General features: G+C 64.2%; 16 protein-coding genes. 4 read left to right on the top strand and 12 right to left on the bottom strand.

Translation table 11 applies throughout. The features are described from left to right. Positions 1-171: 171 nt before the first annotated feature. The 8 genes from Q7C33_RS08740 to gspG all read right to left on the bottom strand — a co-directional run bounded on the left by Q7C33_RS08740 (position 172) and on the right by gspG (position 9,884). Positions 172-1,404 carry a substrate-binding domain-containing protein gene (locus Q7C33_RS08740; protein WP_198796773.1) on the bottom strand — a complete coding sequence of 411 codons (1,233 nt, stop codon included), beginning with the start codon at positions 1,402-1,404 and terminating at the stop codon, positions 172-174. Positions 1,405-1,743: 339 nt separating this feature from the next. Continuing rightward, positions 1,744-2,955 (bottom strand): type II secretion system inner membrane protein GspF, encoded by a 1,212-nt coding sequence (gene gspF, locus Q7C33_RS08735; protein ID WP_407683222.1) that lies wholly within the window; start codon positions 2,953-2,955, stop codon positions 1,744-1,746. Beyond that, positions 2,955-4,397, bottom strand: coding sequence for a type II secretion system ATPase GspE (gene gspE, locus Q7C33_RS08730; RefSeq protein WP_407683221.1), 1,443 nt, complete (start codon positions 4,395-4,397; stop codon positions 2,955-2,957). The genes gspF and gspE overlap by 1 nt, the downstream gene beginning before the upstream one ends. Next, complete coding sequence (gene gspD, locus Q7C33_RS08725) at positions 4,394-6,760, bottom strand: type II secretion system secretin GspD (protein WP_407683220.1); 2,367 nt, start codon at positions 6,758-6,760, stop codon at positions 4,394-4,396. Before gspD ends, gspE begins: the two co-directional genes overlap by 4 nt. Further along, a complete protein-coding gene (gene gspM / locus Q7C33_RS08720) occupies positions 6,757-7,311 on the bottom strand; it encodes a type II secretion system protein GspM (RefSeq protein WP_323155778.1) in 555 nt (184 codons plus the stop codon). The genes gspD and gspM overlap by 4 nt, the downstream gene beginning before the upstream one ends. After that, positions 7,304-8,467, bottom strand: coding sequence for a type II secretion system protein GspL (gspL, locus tag Q7C33_RS08715; RefSeq protein WP_407683219.1), 1,164 nt, complete (start codon positions 8,465-8,467; stop codon positions 7,304-7,306). The genes gspM and gspL overlap by 8 nt, the downstream gene beginning before the upstream one ends. Next, positions 8,464-9,408 (bottom strand): type II secretion system minor pseudopilin GspK, encoded by a 945-nt coding sequence (gene gspK, locus Q7C33_RS08710; RefSeq protein WP_407683299.1) that lies wholly within the window; start codon positions 9,406-9,408, stop codon positions 8,464-8,466. The genes gspL and gspK overlap by 4 nt, the downstream gene beginning before the upstream one ends. A 26-nt stretch (positions 9,409-9,434) precedes the next feature. Beyond that, a complete protein-coding gene (gene gspG / locus Q7C33_RS08705; RefSeq protein WP_264432253.1) occupies positions 9,435-9,884 on the bottom strand; it encodes a type II secretion system major pseudopilin GspG in 450 nt (149 codons plus the stop codon). 173 nt (positions 9,885-10,057) lie between these two features. Between gspG and gspI the strand changes: the two genes are divergently transcribed. Continuing rightward, complete coding sequence (gene gspI / locus Q7C33_RS08700) at positions 10,058-10,438, top strand: type II secretion system minor pseudopilin GspI (protein ID WP_217859629.1); 381 nt, start codon at positions 10,058-10,060, stop codon at positions 10,436-10,438. A 1-nt stretch (position 10,439) separates the two neighbouring features. Here the strand turns inward: gspI and Q7C33_RS08695 are convergent, their stop codons facing one another. After that, the gene (locus Q7C33_RS08695; RefSeq protein WP_407683218.1) at positions 10,440-10,868 is read right to left on the bottom strand and encodes a type II secretion system protein N; all 429 of its coding nucleotides are present in this window, start codon (positions 10,866-10,868) and stop codon (positions 10,440-10,442) included. 92 nt (positions 10,869-10,960) lie between these two features. Between Q7C33_RS08695 and gspH the strand changes: the two genes are divergently transcribed. Together gspH and Q7C33_RS08685 are read left to right on the top strand one after the other, a co-directional pair. Beyond that, positions 10,961-11,419 (top strand): type II secretion system minor pseudopilin GspH, encoded by a 459-nt coding sequence (gspH, locus tag Q7C33_RS08690; RefSeq protein WP_407683217.1) that lies wholly within the window; start codon positions 10,961-10,963, stop codon positions 11,417-11,419. Then, complete coding sequence (locus Q7C33_RS08685; protein WP_407683216.1) at positions 11,419-12,030, top strand: prepilin-type N-terminal cleavage/methylation domain-containing protein; 612 nt, start codon at positions 11,419-11,421, stop codon at positions 12,028-12,030. The genes gspH and Q7C33_RS08685 overlap by 1 nt, the downstream gene beginning before the upstream one ends. Positions 12,031-12,052: 22 nt before the next feature. Here Q7C33_RS08685 and Q7C33_RS08680 read toward each other — a convergent pair whose 3' ends face one another. From Q7C33_RS08680 to Q7C33_RS08670, 3 genes are read right to left on the bottom strand one after another with little or no spacing between them, the layout of a single operon-like run. Further along, positions 12,053-13,009 carry a FecR family protein gene (locus Q7C33_RS08680; protein WP_407683215.1) on the bottom strand — a complete coding sequence of 319 codons (957 nt, stop codon included), beginning with the start codon at positions 13,007-13,009 and terminating at the stop codon, positions 12,053-12,055. Positions 13,010-13,063: 54 nt separating this feature from the next. Next, on the bottom strand, positions 13,064-13,609 hold the full coding sequence (locus Q7C33_RS08675; RefSeq protein WP_198796762.1) for an RNA polymerase sigma factor: 546 nt from the start codon (positions 13,607-13,609) through the stop codon (positions 13,064-13,066). Further along, positions 13,606-14,334, bottom strand: a complete 729-nt coding sequence (locus tag Q7C33_RS08670) for an STN domain-containing protein (RefSeq protein WP_407683214.1) — start codon at positions 14,332-14,334, stop codon at positions 13,606-13,608. The genes Q7C33_RS08675 and Q7C33_RS08670 overlap by 4 nt, the downstream gene beginning before the upstream one ends. Before the next feature lie 161 nt (positions 14,335-14,495). Here Q7C33_RS08670 and Q7C33_RS08665 point away from each other — a divergent pair, with 161 nt between their 5' ends. Then, complete coding sequence (locus Q7C33_RS08665; protein WP_181289710.1) at positions 14,496-14,804, top strand: hypothetical protein; 309 nt, start codon at positions 14,496-14,498, stop codon at positions 14,802-14,804. Positions 14,805-14,807 lie beyond the last annotated feature (3 nt).

Here is a 14,807-nt window from a genome sequence, read left to right as displayed (position 1 = left end):
CGATAGCGCCCTCTGGACGAGGCGCGCAAATGACTAATCCCAAGGCAGGTTGAAGCCGTCGCGACCGAACTTTTGTCACGCAATGTTCATCTGTCGGGCGGTTGGCTGAAATGAAAAACCGGCAACAGCGCGAGGCTGTTGCCGGTTCATGAAGCAGACCCTGATCAACGCTTATTGCGGACGACCAATGCCGTTGCAGGCGGTGGTGTTACCCACCGACAGCGAGTTGGTAGCGGTCCAGAAAGTGCTGCGAATGGCCGTTTTCCAAGTGTCGGTGATAGGAATCAGCTTGGCGGCGATGATTTCATCGTCGTTGTTGTTGGCATCGGACAGGGTGTAGTGGCGGCTGATGAAGTCACGTACGGCCGCGGTATCGGTGCTGTCCTTGTAGCATTGGTTGAACACCAGGAAGGTGTAGCCCACGATGCTGTAGCCCGTCGCCGGGTTAGGCAGAACCTTGGCCCAGTTTTCCGGCAGGCCACGATCAGCGGTGGCGGGCGGCGCAATGGTGCTCAGCGCGGTCGTCACGTTGCCGACGGTAGGCAGGTTGCCGTTGACGCGAGCGACCACGGCGTTGCTGGTGGCGTTGACATCTTCCGGCCCGACGTAGCCGATGGCGCCTTCGGTGGACAACACGGTGCTGGCCATCGCGGCGCTGCCAGTCACGGCAGTGGCGTTCGCCGGAACGGTGCCGACCGCCGTGGTGAAGGTACCGTTGGTGGTGAACTTGGTCGGGCACTGACTGTTCAGGTGACGGGTGAAGATCTCGCTGGTGCCGCTGCTGCCAGCACGGTAGTAGACCTTGATCGGGGTGGTCGGGTAGGTGCTGTTGACCTGGTTCCAAGTGGTGACGGTGCCCGAGAAAATGTCGCACAGCTGGGCGCTGGTCAGGTTCAGGTTGTTGACCGCGGTACCGTTGGCCAGCGTCAACTTGTACGGAACGGTCACCGAAGTGGCTTCGGCAGGAATCTGGATGATCGGACCCCAGTTGGCAGCGTTGCCGGTTGGCACGGCTGGCGACTGGTGAGCGGCGCGATAGGTGGTCAGTTCGGCAGTGGACAGAATCGAATCACTGCCGGCATAGTCAACGGTCACGGCCGGAACGTAGACCTTTTCCAGGGCAGTTGCGGAGTTGCCGTCGAGGTTCCAGACCAGCACGTCCGAGTTGTTGGTCAGGAAAGCAGTCTTGCCGCCACCGCTGCCCACACCCACGTAGTTGTCGAAGGCCGGTTGTGGCGCTGGACCGTTGAGGATGCCGACGGGGGCCGCGACACCACCGGTCGGAGGCACGCCGTACAGGTTTTGCGGCAGGGTGGCACCGCCACCGACCACAGCGGCCATGGCCTGGGCAGAGCAAAGGCCGGCGACGGCCATGGAAACGGCGAGAACGTTGCGCTTGAACATGAAGAATCTCCTTTCATCGTGTCTGGACGTTGGTAGTTCGCTTGTGCTTCTCATCGCGACCGCTGCCCCGAGCGGACTTCCGGCGCTCGTTCGAAGGGGTGGCCACGGCGTAGAAACTCTCAATTTCCAGTGACAGAGAAAGGAAAAAATCTCGGGTGTTCGACCTTGTTTTTCCTAAATATTCTCGGGAGTTACCGACACCTTCCTGACATTTTGCTCAGTTTTCCCAGCGTGAGCGTAAGTCCGTCGCATGCCCTCCCCCGTGCGCCGTAGCCTGGCGCAGCGTAGATGTCGAACGGATGAACCCGAGTGGCGCTCAGGAGTGGGATCGCGCAGGTGTCATTGCACCAGCTGATTGATCTCGATGATCGGTAGCAACACGGCCATGACGATGGTCAACACCACCCCGCCCATGATCACGATCATCAGCGGCTCCAGGAGTGCCGTCATGCCCATGGCCCGGCGCTCGATGTCGCGCGACAAGGTTTGCGCGGCGCGTTCGAGCATGGGCGGCAAGGCCCCGGTTTTTTCACCGCTGGCGATCAGGTGAATCAGGATGGGCGGGAACACCTTGCCGACCCGCAGTGCATTGGCGAGGCCCACGCCTTCGCGCACCCGCAAGGTGGCGTCGGCCACGCAATGGGCCAGGCGATCATTGGCCAGGGTCTGCCCGGCGGCATCCAGGGCGCGCAACAGCGGCACGCCAGCGCTGCCAAGAATCGCCAGGGTCGAGGCGAAACGCGCGGTATTGACCCCCAGCACGAAGCGGCCGATCAGCGGCAGCCGCAGCACCCGGCTATGCCAGGCCAGGCGTGCGTCGGCGTTACGCAAATAGCGCCGCCATCCCCACCAGCATCCGGCAAGCCCGGCAAAGCAGGCCCAACCCCAGGCGCGCAGGAAGTCGCTGGCCTGCAACATCACCCGGGTCAGGGTGGGCAAGTCCTGGCGCGCCTGGGAAAAAGCGCTGACCACCTGTGGCACCACGAAACCCAGCAGGAAGATGACGATGACAATCGACACCACGCCCACCACCGCTGGGTAGATGAACGCCGTGAGGATCTTGCCCCGCAGGTTGTTGCGCTCTTCGATGTAGTCGGCCAGGCGCTCCATCACCTGGGCGAGATCGCCAGACTCCTCGCCAGCGGCAATCATCGCCCGGTAGATCTCGGGAAAATCCCGTGGTCGCGCGGCCAACGCATCGGCCAGGCGCATGCCGTTGCGCACATCGCCGCGCACCGCGCCGAGGGTTTCGGCGATGTGGCGTTTCTCGGCCTGGTCGACGGTAGCCGACAGGGCCGCTTCCAGCGGCAGACTGGCGCCCAACAGGCTCGCCAATTGACGGGTAGCCCAGGCCAGGTCGCTGTCCGACAATTTTGCGCTGAACAGGCCCGAGGCACCGGCGCTGCCGACGTGCAACTGCTCGTCGATGCGCAACGGCGTCAGCCCACGGCCGCGCAGTTCGCCCATCGCACTGCGCTGGCTATCGGCCTCAAGCACGCCTTGCTCGATGTTCCCCGAGGCATCGGCGGCCTCGAAACGGTAGCGGTTCATCAGGCGTCCCGGGTCACGCGCAGGATCTCTTCGCGGGCGGTGGAGCCACTGCTCACCCATCGCTCGCCGTCCTCGCGCATGCTCAACATGCCGGCCTGTCGCGCACAGGTGCGCAAGGCCTGCTCGCCTTCACCCTGATGGATCAACCGCCGCACTTCATCGTCCACCACGAAGAGTTCGTGGATACCGGTACGGCCGCTGTAACCGGTATGGTTGCAGCGCGGGCAACCATGAGGACGCCATTGGCCCGGCGCGGCTTCGTCAGGCTGTTTGCACGCCGGACACAGGCGACGCACCAGGCGTTGCGCCAGGACGCCGAGCAATGACGACGCCAACAGGAACGGCTCGACGCCGATGTCGGTCAGCCGCGTCACCGCCGACACCGCATCGTTGGTATGCAAGGTCGCCAACACCAGATGTCCGGTCAGCGAGGCCTGGACCGCGATCTGCGCGGTCTCCTGGTCGCGGATTTCACCGATCATGATCACGTCCGGGTCCTGGCGCAGGATTGCCCGCAGCGCCAGGCCGAAGCTCATGTCGATCCGCGTGTTGACCTGGATCTGGCTGATGCCCGGCAAGTCGTATTCCACCGGGTCTTCCACCGTCAGGATATTGCTGGTGCTGGCATCCAGGCGGGCCAGAGCGGCATACAGCGTGGTGGTCTTGCCGCTGCCGGTGGGGCCGGTGACCAGCACGATGCCGTGGGGTTGGCGGATCAGTTGATCCAGTTGGCTCAGCACCGCGGGCGCCATGCCCAGGGTTTCCAATTGCAGGCGCCCGGCCTGTTTGTCCAGCAGGCGCATCACCACCCGCTCGCCGTGGCCGGTGGGCACGGTGGACACCCGCACATCGATGGGCCGTCCGGCAACACGCAGGGCGATGCGGCCGTCCTGGGGCAAGCGTTTTTCGGCGATGTCCAATTGCGCCATGATCTTGATCCGCGACACCAGCGCCGCGTGCAGGGCCTTGCGCGGCGCGACCACGTCCCGCAGGGCTCCGTCGACGCGATAACGCACCACGGAATGGCTTTCGAACGGTTCGATATGAATATCGCTGGCCTCATCCCGTGCGGCCTGGGTCAGCAATGCGTTGATCATGCGGATGACCGGGGCGCCACCTTCGCTGTCCAGCAAATCGGTGACTTCCGGGATGTCCTGCATCAGGCGATCAAGGTCGACTTCGTTTTCCGCCGCGCCGACGATCGCCGCGGCGCTGCCGGTGTCGGCATAAGCGCTGGTCAACAGCGCTTCGAGCTCTTCGTCGCGTATCCGTTGCAACGCAGTGGGACCATAACGCCGGCGTACCTCGTTGATGGCCCAGCCCGGCGTCGCGGCACTGACCAGCAATACGTTGCCCTCCTCGCGGGCCTTGAGGAGGAGCCGCTGCGCCTTGGCCCACGCATAGGGCAACGCGCCCGCACCGGTTTGCAGGGAGGGGCTCATGGCTGCCCACCTGGTTCCAGCGGCACGGCGCGCATCGCTCGGGGTGGCTGATTGAGCGGTATCGGCTGACGGGGTGACGGATTGAACGGCATCGCCTGGGCGGCCGGCGGCAACTGCGGTGCTTGCATATCAGTGAGCGGCCATTTGTGCGCTGGCTGCAGATTGCCCTGGGCACGGCGGATAAAATCGTAGCGATTGAGGGTAATGCTGCGGCCGACGTTACTGTCGCGAATGATGTAGGGCCTCAGGAATACCATCAGGTTGGTCTTGGTCCGCGAGCGGCTGTCGCTGCGAAACAGCGCGCCAATGCCCGGGATGCTGCCCAGCCCCGGAATCGCGTCGGAGCTTTCGGTAAAGCCATCTTGCAACAAGCCACCCAACACCATGATTTGTCCGTCGTCGAGCAGGATGCTGGTGTCGATGGCGCGCTTGTTGGTCACCGTGCCGGCGTCGCTGGAGGCGCGCGGGTCCACGCTGCTGACTTCCTGGTAGATGTCCAGCTTGACCGTGCCACCCTCGGAAATCTGCGGGCGCACGTTCAGGCGCAGCCCGACTTCCTCCCGCTCGATGGTCTGGAACGGGTTGTTGCTGTTGCCGCCGCCGTTGGTCACGTAGTTGCCGGTGACGAAGGGGATGGTCTGTCCTACGAAAATGCTCGCCGCTTCGTTGTCCAGCGTCAGCAGGTTGGGCGTGGACAACACGTTGGTTCCGCCCTTGCTTTTCAGGGCGCGGGCCAGCACCTTCAAATCGAGCACCTGGCCGATGCCGGGAATATTCACCGTGCCCGACACCTTGCCGATGCTCAGGCCTCCGGGCAGTGCATCAATGCTGTTCCTGGCCGAGGTATTGATGCCAGCACCGCCCAGGTTGGCGCCACCGATCCAGCCGTTGCCCGCCAGATCGCCAGCTTGCCACTGGATGCCGAACGCACTCGCATCGTCTTCGCTGACCTCGACGATCAGGCTTTCGATCACCACCTGGGCGCGGCGCTGGTCGAGCAGATCGATGACTTCGCGCAGGTTGCGATACAGCGGGTCGGGCGCGGAAATCAACAAGGTGTTGGTGGTGGTATCGGCCTGCACGGTGACGCCGTTGGCGGAAAACGCCACTGCGCCTTCGCCTGCCTGATGGCTGCCCTGGCCGCTCGACATCTGCAGCCCTGCACTCTGCCCATTGTTGGTTTGCGAACTGCTGCCGGTAGCGCTCGACGAATTATTGCCGTTTCCGCTCGTACTGCTGCCCGCTGGGCCACCCAGGCCACCGCCGTTCAACAGGTTCCGTGCGCTGTCGGTGGACGCACCGGCCATTTCTCCTTCACCGGTGAGCAAGCCGCGCAAGGCTTGCGCCAGCTTGTTGGCCTGGGCGTTGCGCAGGTACACCACGTGGAGATTGCTCGGGTTGTTCTGGGCATTGTCGAGTTTGTAGATCAGCTGCCGGGCCAGCTCGGTGCGTTCGGGGCTGCCGGTGCGCAGGATGATGCTGTTGGATCGAGGGTCGCCGATCACCGACACCTTTTGCGTCGCATCGGCGCCCTGCACGTCGAGCAACTCGGACACCATCGTCGCAATGTCGACGGCAATGCCGTTCTGCACGGGGACGACATCGGTGTCGATGGCGCCGGGTATATCGATGTTGGCGATGATCTGCGCCACCCGGTTGAGGTTTTCCGCATAGTCGGTGACCACCACCGTGTTATTGCCGGGGTAGGCATTGATGGGGTTGTTGGCCGATACGATGGGCCGCAGTGCCGGGATCAGGTTGACGGCGTTTTCGTATTGCAAGCGAAAGGTCCGGGTGATCATGCCGTTGCCCGCCGCGCGATCGGCGTCCCCCACCGGCCCGCCCAGCAACTTGGCGTCGGCTTCCGGGACCACCTGGCTGACGCCTTCCACTTCGACCACGGCAAAACCCTGCATGCGCAGGGCCGCGAGCAACATGTCATAGGCCGTGCGGGCCGGCACCTCGCCTTCGGACACCAGGGTCAATTGGCCTTTGACACGTGGGTCCACCAGGAACTGGCGACCGGTGGCGCGGGACAGCGCACGCACCACGGCGGGAATATCGGCCTCGACGAAATTCAACTGCACCGGTTGATTGCCCAGTCCGTTGCCAGTCGGGCCGGCATCGAGCGGACGGAGGTTCGGGCGCGACGATGCCTTGCGCGTGACCTGGCGTCGTTGCTCTGCCTGTGCCTGCACGCGCTGGCGCTCGACCAGCGCGTCACCGCTGCCGGTCTGTGCGAGCGGCTGGCCCAGCTCACTTTGAGCGGGAATGGGCTGCGCCTGCTCGCTGCCCAATTGGCTACAGGCACTGAGCAACAGCGCCAAGGGAATTGTTGACGCATACGTACCAAACCGCTTCATGAGGATTCCTTAGCGCCGGGCGCCTGTTCCATGCCAACGACCCCGGAAATCCGCGCGGCCGTCTCAGTGCTTTGCGAGGTTGCCCGTTGCAAATGAGCGTCGCGCACCTGCAGGCCGAGCCTCGGTGCGTCGTCCAATAACCAGTTCAACAAGGCATCGGCGGGCGCGTTGTCGAGGGTCAGCCGCCAGGTTGTGGCGTCGGCCTCGACCCGGTGTTCCAAGTCGTAGGCGCCGGCCAGGCCGATGCCATCCAAACGCTCTTTCACAAGCTGTGGCGTGATCGCGCCGGGCACCACACCGGCGCCCTGCACCTCGGCCAGCACCCCATCCAGCGCTGCCGCCTGGGAACGCAGGCGCGGCAGTTCGGCTTGCCAATGGTCGATGCGTTGCAGTGGCGGCTGGATCAGGCCGTACCACAGCACCACCACGGGCAACACCAGCGCGGCAATCCGCAGGATGCGTTTATCCCGGGCGCTACTGCGTTGCCAGAACTGCTGAGCGCTGGCTCGCTGCGCCTGCCAGCGGGCGCGGTAACGTGCCAGGCTATTCATCCGTGCCTCCCGCAACGGGCGCTGCCCTGGCGTCCGCGGGCAAACGCTTCAGCGTCCATTGCCCATTGGCGAGATCGGCCACGATGCCCGCTTGCGCCAGGCTGGTTTGCCAGTTGCTATCGGCGGGTGGCTTGCGGGCAGGCGTGCGCGGGGTCAGGTGCAATTCGCTGCCGTCGAAGTCGAGTTTGTCGACCGCGCCCGCCATGAACGGCAACTGCCCAGCCGCCTGCTGCACCAAGGCGGCGAAGCTGACCGGACCTTCGGCCAGCGCCCCATTGCGCCGGGCATCGCGTTGCTGGCGAGCCTGCTGCAAGGGATTGAGGATCACCGGCAGTTCAGGAAAAGCCTGCTGGACCCGGCTGGTCATCTGTCCCTTGATTGCCTGGCCCTCGCCGGCCAACCGCACCGCGTACAGGTTGAGGCCCAGGGTCCAGATCAACGCCGCCACCGCGCAACAGCCGACCGCGCGGCCCCAGCGCTGATTCCCCCGCACGTTTTGTTCGATCCCGTTCAGTAGATTCCAGGCGGGAACCGGACCGAGCCAGCGCTGCTCGTCCGGCCATGAATCGACGGATTCCGGCCCCTCGCCGACCCAACGCACCGTCCGTTCGCGCAACTGTTCGGCGCCTTCCTGCATCATGGGATGCACCCAGGCGCGCTGGATATCCTCACGGACCAGCAAATGACCTTCCACGCTTGCCGCCGTGCATGTGCCCGGCTCAGCCAGCGGCAGAAAACAAGGCGCCGCGTACACACCACGCGGCTGCAACTTGAGCCCCTGCAATAATTGCAAAAGACGCAACAGGGCCGCACGCTCGAACCAAGCCAGTTGAACCTGGCCGCCCGCATCACGAGGCCCGTGCACCAGGTGCACGGTATCGTCGCAGCCCAGCAGGAGGTTGTCTGCCGCACAGCGCACGGCATCGCCAAGGCGCGCCGGTGGAAGTGGCGGCAATTCGATGCAGGCAAGCAACGTGTCTTGAGGATGCAAGCAGAGCTCCAGGGCTTTGCCTTGGGCCGCGCCGCTCAGCTCGCGCAGGGATTGCCGCCCTTGTTCGACCAGCGCGCCCTTGCGATCGAGCCAGGCGAAGTCCAACGGGCTGTCGGCCGTCAACTGGGCCAGCGGCGCCAGCGCTATCCGTAGCAAGGTGCTCATGCGCCCACCCGCGACCAGACCACTTGCGGCCTGCGCTGCTCGCTGCGATAAAACAACGCTTCGACACCGAAGCGGCGTTGTTCGACCGTGGCCTGCCCCCGCAATAGAAACCACTCGCTGGTAATGCCCAGGCGCAGCTGCTCGGTGCTCATCTCCGGCACGCGCAAGCGGTTGAGGAAATCCCCGCTGTTGATGAACCACTGGCCGCGGTCACGCTCGGTAATCAGCGCCTGCGCCTGCGCCACGCTCATGCCGGGCACTCGCGCGGCCAAGACCTGGGCCGTGGTGGTATTGCCATTCACCCAAGTGGGCGCCGGCAGCACCGTGACATAGGGGCGCAGGCGCTCAAGGGCCGCGAGGTCGATCCCAGGTAGGCCGGCCAGGTCATCGAGACCGCGCAACATCGGCCGGGTGGCGGGCAGCGGCTGGCTTTCGGCGTCCGGCGATGTCAGGCGACCGCTGTCGAACCCGGGTGCCGCGCTGGAGGCTGGCGGCGGTGGACGCAAGCGCTTGGGGTAGGCCTCCACCACGCGTTGGACGATACGGTTGCCCTGGGCCACGGGCACGCCCAGCTCGGCGCACAGGCGTTCGAATACGGCGACTTCCAGTGTGTCGAGTTGGCCGTCGAGGATCAGGTTGCGCAGGTTGAACTTGCTTTGCTCATCGCTGATATGGCCGTCGAACACCCCGCTTTCAGCGTCCAGGCGCACCCCACGCAAGGGCTGCGCCCACGCCTGGTCCAAACGCGTCATGGGCTCGCGCAAGCGTTGCTGCCAGAGCGCCTGGCGGGTCCATTCCAATACGCCATTGGACAGCCAGGCGCCCCGCACCCGCTGGCTTTCGCTTTCCACGCTACGAGTCACCTGGACCTGTCGGGCGATCATGCCAGCGGCGATCACCGCGACCACGGTCGCCACCAGCAAGGCGCTGATCACCGCCATGCCACGCTGGGCTGAGCGATTCACGACTAGAGCTGCCAGGAGCCGATATCAGCGTTGACACCTTCGCCGTCGGGCTGCCCATCGGCGCCGAGGGAAAACACATCGACCTCACCGTTAGTGCCCGGATTGAGGTAGTTGTAGGCGCGGCCCCACGGGTCCTTGGGCAGCCGTTCCAGGTACGCGCGCCAATTGCCGCTGGTGGCGTTCGCGGGTTTTTCCGCCAGGGCCTTGAGCCCTTCGTTCATGGTCGGGTAGCGCCCTTGGTCGAGACGGAACAGCTTGAGTGCCTGCATCAGCCCCGCAACATCCTGGCGGGCCGCCGTGGCCCTGGCCTGGTCCGGGCGGTCAAGCACCTTCGGCACGACCATGGCGGCAAGGATGCCGAGGATGACCACCACGACCATGATCTCGATCAGGGTAAAACCTTGCTGCCGGCGAGGGCCACGTGTGGGACGGCCAGACGATGCGACACCCATCTCGACACTCCTTGGCTGGCGCCGCATTCTGGCGCTGGTTGAGGTTTCCATTCGCTGCGGATTGTTCCAGCGGCATATGTCACTGGTATAAAAAATCCTCAGGAGCTTTGGTCAGCAATCCGTCAAACGCGGGCATTAGGCTGAAGCACATTTCCCCGACGATGCTCATTGCCATGACCCGACAGGTACCCCGGCAACGCGGCTTTACCCTGATCGAAGTATTGGTGGCGCTGCTGATCGTGGCGGTGGCGATGTCAGCGGCTGTTCGCGCCAGTGCACAAATGAGCCAGAGCAACGCGCTGTTGCGGGATCGCTCGATGGCGCTGTTGGCGGCCCAGAACAGCCTGGCCGAATTGCGTCTGCGCGGGGCCACAGATAAGGGCAGCGCCATGCAACGCTGTGATCAAGGACGCTTGAAACTCAGCTGCGAGCAGCAGGTAACCCGCAGTGGCGACCTGCTGAGCGTGAAAGTGCTGGTGCATGAACGTGAACATGACGGACCGCCGCTGGCGCGCCTGGAAACGCTGCTCAGCCGCCCTGTCACCCCGCCATGAATCAGCGCAACGACGGCAGCGCCACCGGCGCCGGCAGACGAGCCATCGACAGGCGAGACTCCACGCCGGCCCGCTCGATGACCACGGCATCAGCCTCGATTCCGCGCAGTCGCACACCTTCGCCCAATGGCTCACCCGCACGAAAAGCCCGCGGCGGCGAGTCCTCGATGCTGAGAATCGCCACCGCGCCATGGGGTCCGGCCAGCAGGCCACTGAGCTTGATCTCCAGGTTCTGCGGGGAACTGGCGAACCATTGCGCCGCGGCTTGGCCAGTCGCTGCCAAGGGCGGCAAGGGTTCGCTATTGGCCTGGGCTTGCACGGGCGCCGAATCGTTGAGCAAGAAGCCCCAGGTGACAAGCCCCGCCACGCTGGCCAATACGGCGACAGCCTGGACCAGCGTGGCCGGATCGAGGCGATGGAAATGGCGCATGAGCGGATCCTCCGTGACGTCCAGTGCTTCAGGCTACCAGCGCTTTCTCACGGTTTTATTGCAAATTCACCCCAGCGAAAGGCGTAGCGACCATGAATGAATGGCGACACCGACAACGCGGCTTCACGCTGATCGAATTGATGGTCGTGCTGGTGATCATCGGCATCGCCAGCGCCGCCATCAGCTTGAATATCCACGCCGACGCTGCCAGCGGCCTGCGCGAAGATGCCAAGCGCCTGGCCTTGCTGCTGGAAACCGCCCAGGCCGAAGCGCGCAGCGATGGTCGTCGCATCGCCTGGGTCGCCGACAGCCAGGGTTACCGTTTCGTGCGGCTGGACGCTGTCGGCGCACAGGATCGGGAGTTCATCAACGACCCGCAACTGCGCCCCAGGCACTGGAGCGCGGGACCGGTGCAGGTGCGCATCCACCCAGGGAAAACGCTGGTGCTCGATGCCGAATGGATTGCCCCGCCCCTGCACGTCATTCTGTCCAGCAACCAGGCCAGCGTATCGGTGACGCGCACGGCGGCTGGCCGCATCGAGGTGCATTGATGGTCCGGCAGAACGGCTTCACGCTGATTGAAGTGATGGTCGCCATCCTGCTGATGACCATCGTCAGCCTGATCGCCTGGCGCGGGCTCGACGGTGTGACCCGCGCCGACGCCCACCTGCAGGACAGCGCCGAACAGCACGCGCAACTGATGCGCGCATTCAACCAGCTGCAGCGTGACTTCGCCCTGCGCGCCACCACTGAACTGGCCGAGCCGCCACCGCCCGATGAACCCACCGCCACCCGCCCCTCGGCGCCTGCCGCGATCAGCATTCGCAGCAGCGACAGCGACCCTTTGCAGTTGGAATTGATACGCGCCGCGGCGGACCAGGACGGCAGGATGCAACGGGTGAGGTGGTGGATTGAAGACGGCACGCTTTTCCGTGCCTCGGGCGTCGCCCGGTCACGCTATCCCCTCCCCGCGCCCAAGGAGCGTGTCGCGGTGTTGAGTGAGCTTGAGCGCGTTGATGTGCGTGTATGGCGCGCCGACCGGGGCTGGCGCCATCTGACTGGCAGCAAGGAGGAAAATCCGGCGGGTCTGGAAATCAGCTTCAGCCGTCGCACGGCACACGGCACCGAGCGCTACCGCCAGGTGCTGGCACCGCTTCAATAGCAGCCCACTGGAATGAAAACGCCTAGCTGACCAGCACCACGCCGCCCGGTAGCTCGGTGATGGTGGCGCCGTAGGCATCGCGAATCAGTACGGCGACATTCGCCAGTTGCGCCAGGCTGAAGCGCGCCTGAACCTTGCGCCGCCCGAGCTCAGCGTTCATCAGCACGATCATGCCGGGACGGTAGCGATTGATCTCATCGATCACGCTCGCCAGGGGGGCATCGTTGAACACCAGCATTTGCTGACGCCAAGCCATGACTTGCTGGGTATCGAAAGAGGTGGGTTGGCCTTGTCGCTGCGCGGTATAGGTCAATTGTCGGCCCTGCTCCAGGTTCACGCGCCGCCCCTGATGCTTCAGTTGCAAGCGGCCCTCCAGGCACGTCACGCACACGCTACCCTCGGTGGCCCGCACATTGAACCGCGCGCCATCGGCGAACAACTCGCCATTGCCGGCAAGCACACGCAACGCCGTGCTGGCCTGGATTTCCACTTCACCGCTCAGTACTTCGATGGCGGCGTCACCAAGGGCCTCGCTGCGCTGGCTGATGCGCGTCTGGGTATTGAGTTCAAGCACCACGCCCTGCGTCAGGTCGACGTGGCGTTGCTCGCCGACACCGGTATGAAAATCCGCGCCCATGGGCCAGCCATCCAGCAGTGACGGACGCATGACCAGCACCGCAACCGACGCGGCAATCGCGCCGCCGAGAAACGCTCGGCGCCCGAAACGCCGCGGGTGGTTGACGACCTTTGCCGCCTGCTCCTGCTGGAGCATTTGCTCGGCGGGCGCCATGGCCTGCCACAACTGGCGGGCCAGGAAAAAGGCACGGGCGTGCTCGGAACTTTGCGCACTCCAGCGCCGGAACGCCTCGGCGTCGGCGTGGGTGGCGTGCCCTGAAGTCAAGCGCACCAGCCAATGGAACGCTTCTTCCCGGAGCTGGTTAGCCGTGGCACTGGCCGATTCAGATGCGCTTATAGACATGTTTTTCAAACGTGAAATGACTCAAGAAGGAATGCGCGACGAGCGCCTTATTACCTAAGACTGTTTTCCCGCGCCGGGACCGAACCGCTGAATCACTTTTCTTTCCAGGCGATCGGCACAGTATTGCAGCGCAGCCTTGAGTTCCTTCTCGACCATCCGGGTGGAGATGCCGAATCGCTGGGCGATCTCCTGATGCGGTGTCTGCTCCATGCGTGATGCCATCAATATTTGCCGGCGCCGGGGCGCAAGCTCGGTCAGCGCCTGCATCAGCGCGCGAATTTCAATCTGGCCACCGACGATCACCGCCGGGTCCTGATGTTCGTCGGCGGTTTGCATCAGTTCTTCGATTTCAGTGCCGGTGAGCAAGCGTGCATCCTGCGCACGACGGTCAGCCGCGATGTTCAGGGCCATGCGGAACAGGTAGGCGCCCGGCTTCTGCACATCTGCCGGAGGTTCCATGCGGTCTACCCGAAGATAGGTTTCGTGCAATACGTCGTTGGCCAGGTCATCGGAGCCCAGACGTCGGCGCAAGCGTGCGCGAAACACATCATAGGAAGCCAGGAACACCTTGAGCATGGCGCTCTGCTCCTTTTCCGTCATGGCTTTACCGCTCCTTCCCATGGGTTGCATTCCGTGCCTGCCGAAGCGGCGCCCGGCACCACCAGCACCGTCACCGGCTGCGGCAACGAAGACGGCGGGACACGGCCGATGTCCAATGTGCTCAGGCCCTCGATAATCGCCGCATCGCGCCGGGCGTCACCGGTGGACGCCAGCAAGCGACTCTTGCGCACCTCGCCCGATCCTCCGACCCACAGCTGTAGCGCCACTCGATAATGGCCCGGACGCGTCACCGCAGAACGGCAAAGCGCCTGCTCCAACGCGACCTGCAATGCACGGGCAAAATTGTCCTCGCGCACCGTGGAACCACCGTTGCGCGAAGACGCATCGGCGCGGCTGGGTAGCTCTGCCTTTTTCACGGTAAAAGCATCCGCACCGGTATAGAGCGCCGCCAAGCCGCTACCGGCCAGCAACTGTTCCAACGCCTGGCGGGCATTCAGACGCCCGTGCACAGCGGTCGAACGTCGCCCGTGCGCCAGTTGACGGTCCACCAGGATCGCCATCCCGCTGGCCCTGCTGTACAGGTCAAGGGCGACGGTCATTTCCTGGGCGGGTATCGCAAACTCGACAGAACGCGCCAGCCTGTCGCCCGCCTCGTGGGGCGCAGGCGTGGCAGACCACGCGTCGCGTTGCGGCATCAATGCATGGAGCAACAGGAACAGTACCGTGGGCGCGAGGCAGCACCTGCTCAGCGCTTCTCTTGACATAGACATCTTCCGGCCCGAACGGCGTGTCGACGCCCTGCGTTGGCGCATCATGAGACGTGTACATGTCGTTTGTGTGACTGGCGCTGCAAAAAAAACATCGTCATACCTTGCTCCAATACGAGGTAGATTCAGGCTTCTACCGTTGGAAAAGGAGCTTCGCCATGGACTGTCGTGTATACGCGCTGCTGCTTGCTGCCCTTCCCTTGTGGGCCCAAGCCGCCGAGCCGGCGAATGAGGGATGCATCAATGTCGAGGTGAACGGCTACAAGGCGCTGTCCTACGAATGCCTGAGCGAACAGATGGCCAACCCGAAGGGTACGGCGGCAGCGCGCAAGAACCAGGAAGCGTTGAACGTGCCGATAGAGCAGCGAGCGCCGAACAAGCTGGGTCTGTACAACCAGTCGGCCACGCGGATTCGCATGGGCAATACGTTCGGCCACTCGGCGTTGCCGCAACGTCCGCCGCAGTAGGAT

It is taken from the genome of Pseudomonas sp. BP11-1-1, assembly GCF_052112105.1.
Lineage (GTDB): Bacteria > Pseudomonadota > Gammaproteobacteria > Pseudomonadales > Pseudomonadaceae > Aquipseudomonas > Aquipseudomonas alvandae.
This window is presented reverse-complemented; position numbering and strand designations above follow the sequence as displayed.

What these genes read in the sequence shown, in the direction of transcription:
- gspD (WP_407683220.1), bottom strand. Translation starts at nt 6,760, where the DNA reads ATGAAGCGGTTTGGTACGTATGCGTCAACAATTCCCTTGGCGCTGTTG.
- Q7C33_RS08740 (WP_198796773.1), bottom strand. Translation starts at nt 1,404, where the DNA reads ATGTTCAAGCGCAACGTTCTCGCCGTTTCCATGGCCGTCGCCGGCCTT.
- Q7C33_RS08670 (WP_407683214.1), bottom strand. Translation starts at nt 14,334, where the DNA reads ATGTCAAGAGAAGCGCTGAGCAGGTGCTGCCTCGCGCCCACGGTACTG.
- Q7C33_RS08680 (WP_407683215.1), bottom strand. Translation starts at nt 13,009, where the DNA reads ATGTCTATAAGCGCATCTGAATCGGCCAGTGCCACGGCTAACCAGCTC.
- Q7C33_RS08685 (WP_407683216.1), top strand. Translation starts at nt 11,419, where the DNA reads ATGGTCCGGCAGAACGGCTTCACGCTGATTGAAGTGATGGTCGCCATC.
- gspF (WP_407683222.1), bottom strand. Translation starts at nt 2,955, where the DNA reads ATGAACCGCTACCGTTTCGAGGCCGCCGATGCCTCGGGGAACATCGAG.
- gspM (WP_323155778.1), bottom strand. Translation starts at nt 7,311, where the DNA reads ATGAATAGCCTGGCACGTTACCGCGCCCGCTGGCAGGCGCAGCGAGCC.
- Q7C33_RS08675 (WP_198796762.1), bottom strand. Translation starts at nt 13,609, where the DNA reads ATGACGGAAAAGGAGCAGAGCGCCATGCTCAAGGTGTTCCTGGCTTCC.
- gspL (WP_407683219.1), bottom strand. Translation starts at nt 8,467, where the DNA reads ATGAGCACCTTGCTACGGATAGCGCTGGCGCCGCTGGCCCAGTTGACG.
- gspG (WP_264432253.1), bottom strand. Translation starts at nt 9,884, where the DNA reads ATGGGTGTCGCATCGTCTGGCCGTCCCACACGTGGCCCTCGCCGGCAG.
- gspK (WP_407683299.1), bottom strand. Translation starts at nt 9,408, where the DNA reads ATGGCGGTGATCAGCGCCTTGCTGGTGGCGACCGTGGTCGCGGTGATC.
- gspI (WP_217859629.1), top strand. Translation starts at nt 10,058, where the DNA reads ATGACCCGACAGGTACCCCGGCAACGCGGCTTTACCCTGATCGAAGTA.
- Q7C33_RS08695 (WP_407683218.1), bottom strand. Translation starts at nt 10,868, where the DNA reads ATGCGCCATTTCCATCGCCTCGATCCGGCCACGCTGGTCCAGGCTGTC.
- Q7C33_RS08665 (WP_181289710.1), top strand. Translation starts at nt 14,496, where the DNA reads ATGGACTGTCGTGTATACGCGCTGCTGCTTGCTGCCCTTCCCTTGTGG.
- gspE (WP_407683221.1), bottom strand. Translation starts at nt 4,397, where the DNA reads ATGAGCCCCTCCCTGCAAACCGGTGCGGGCGCGTTGCCCTATGCGTGG.
- gspH (WP_407683217.1), top strand. Translation starts at nt 10,961, where the DNA reads ATGAATGAATGGCGACACCGACAACGCGGCTTCACGCTGATCGAATTG.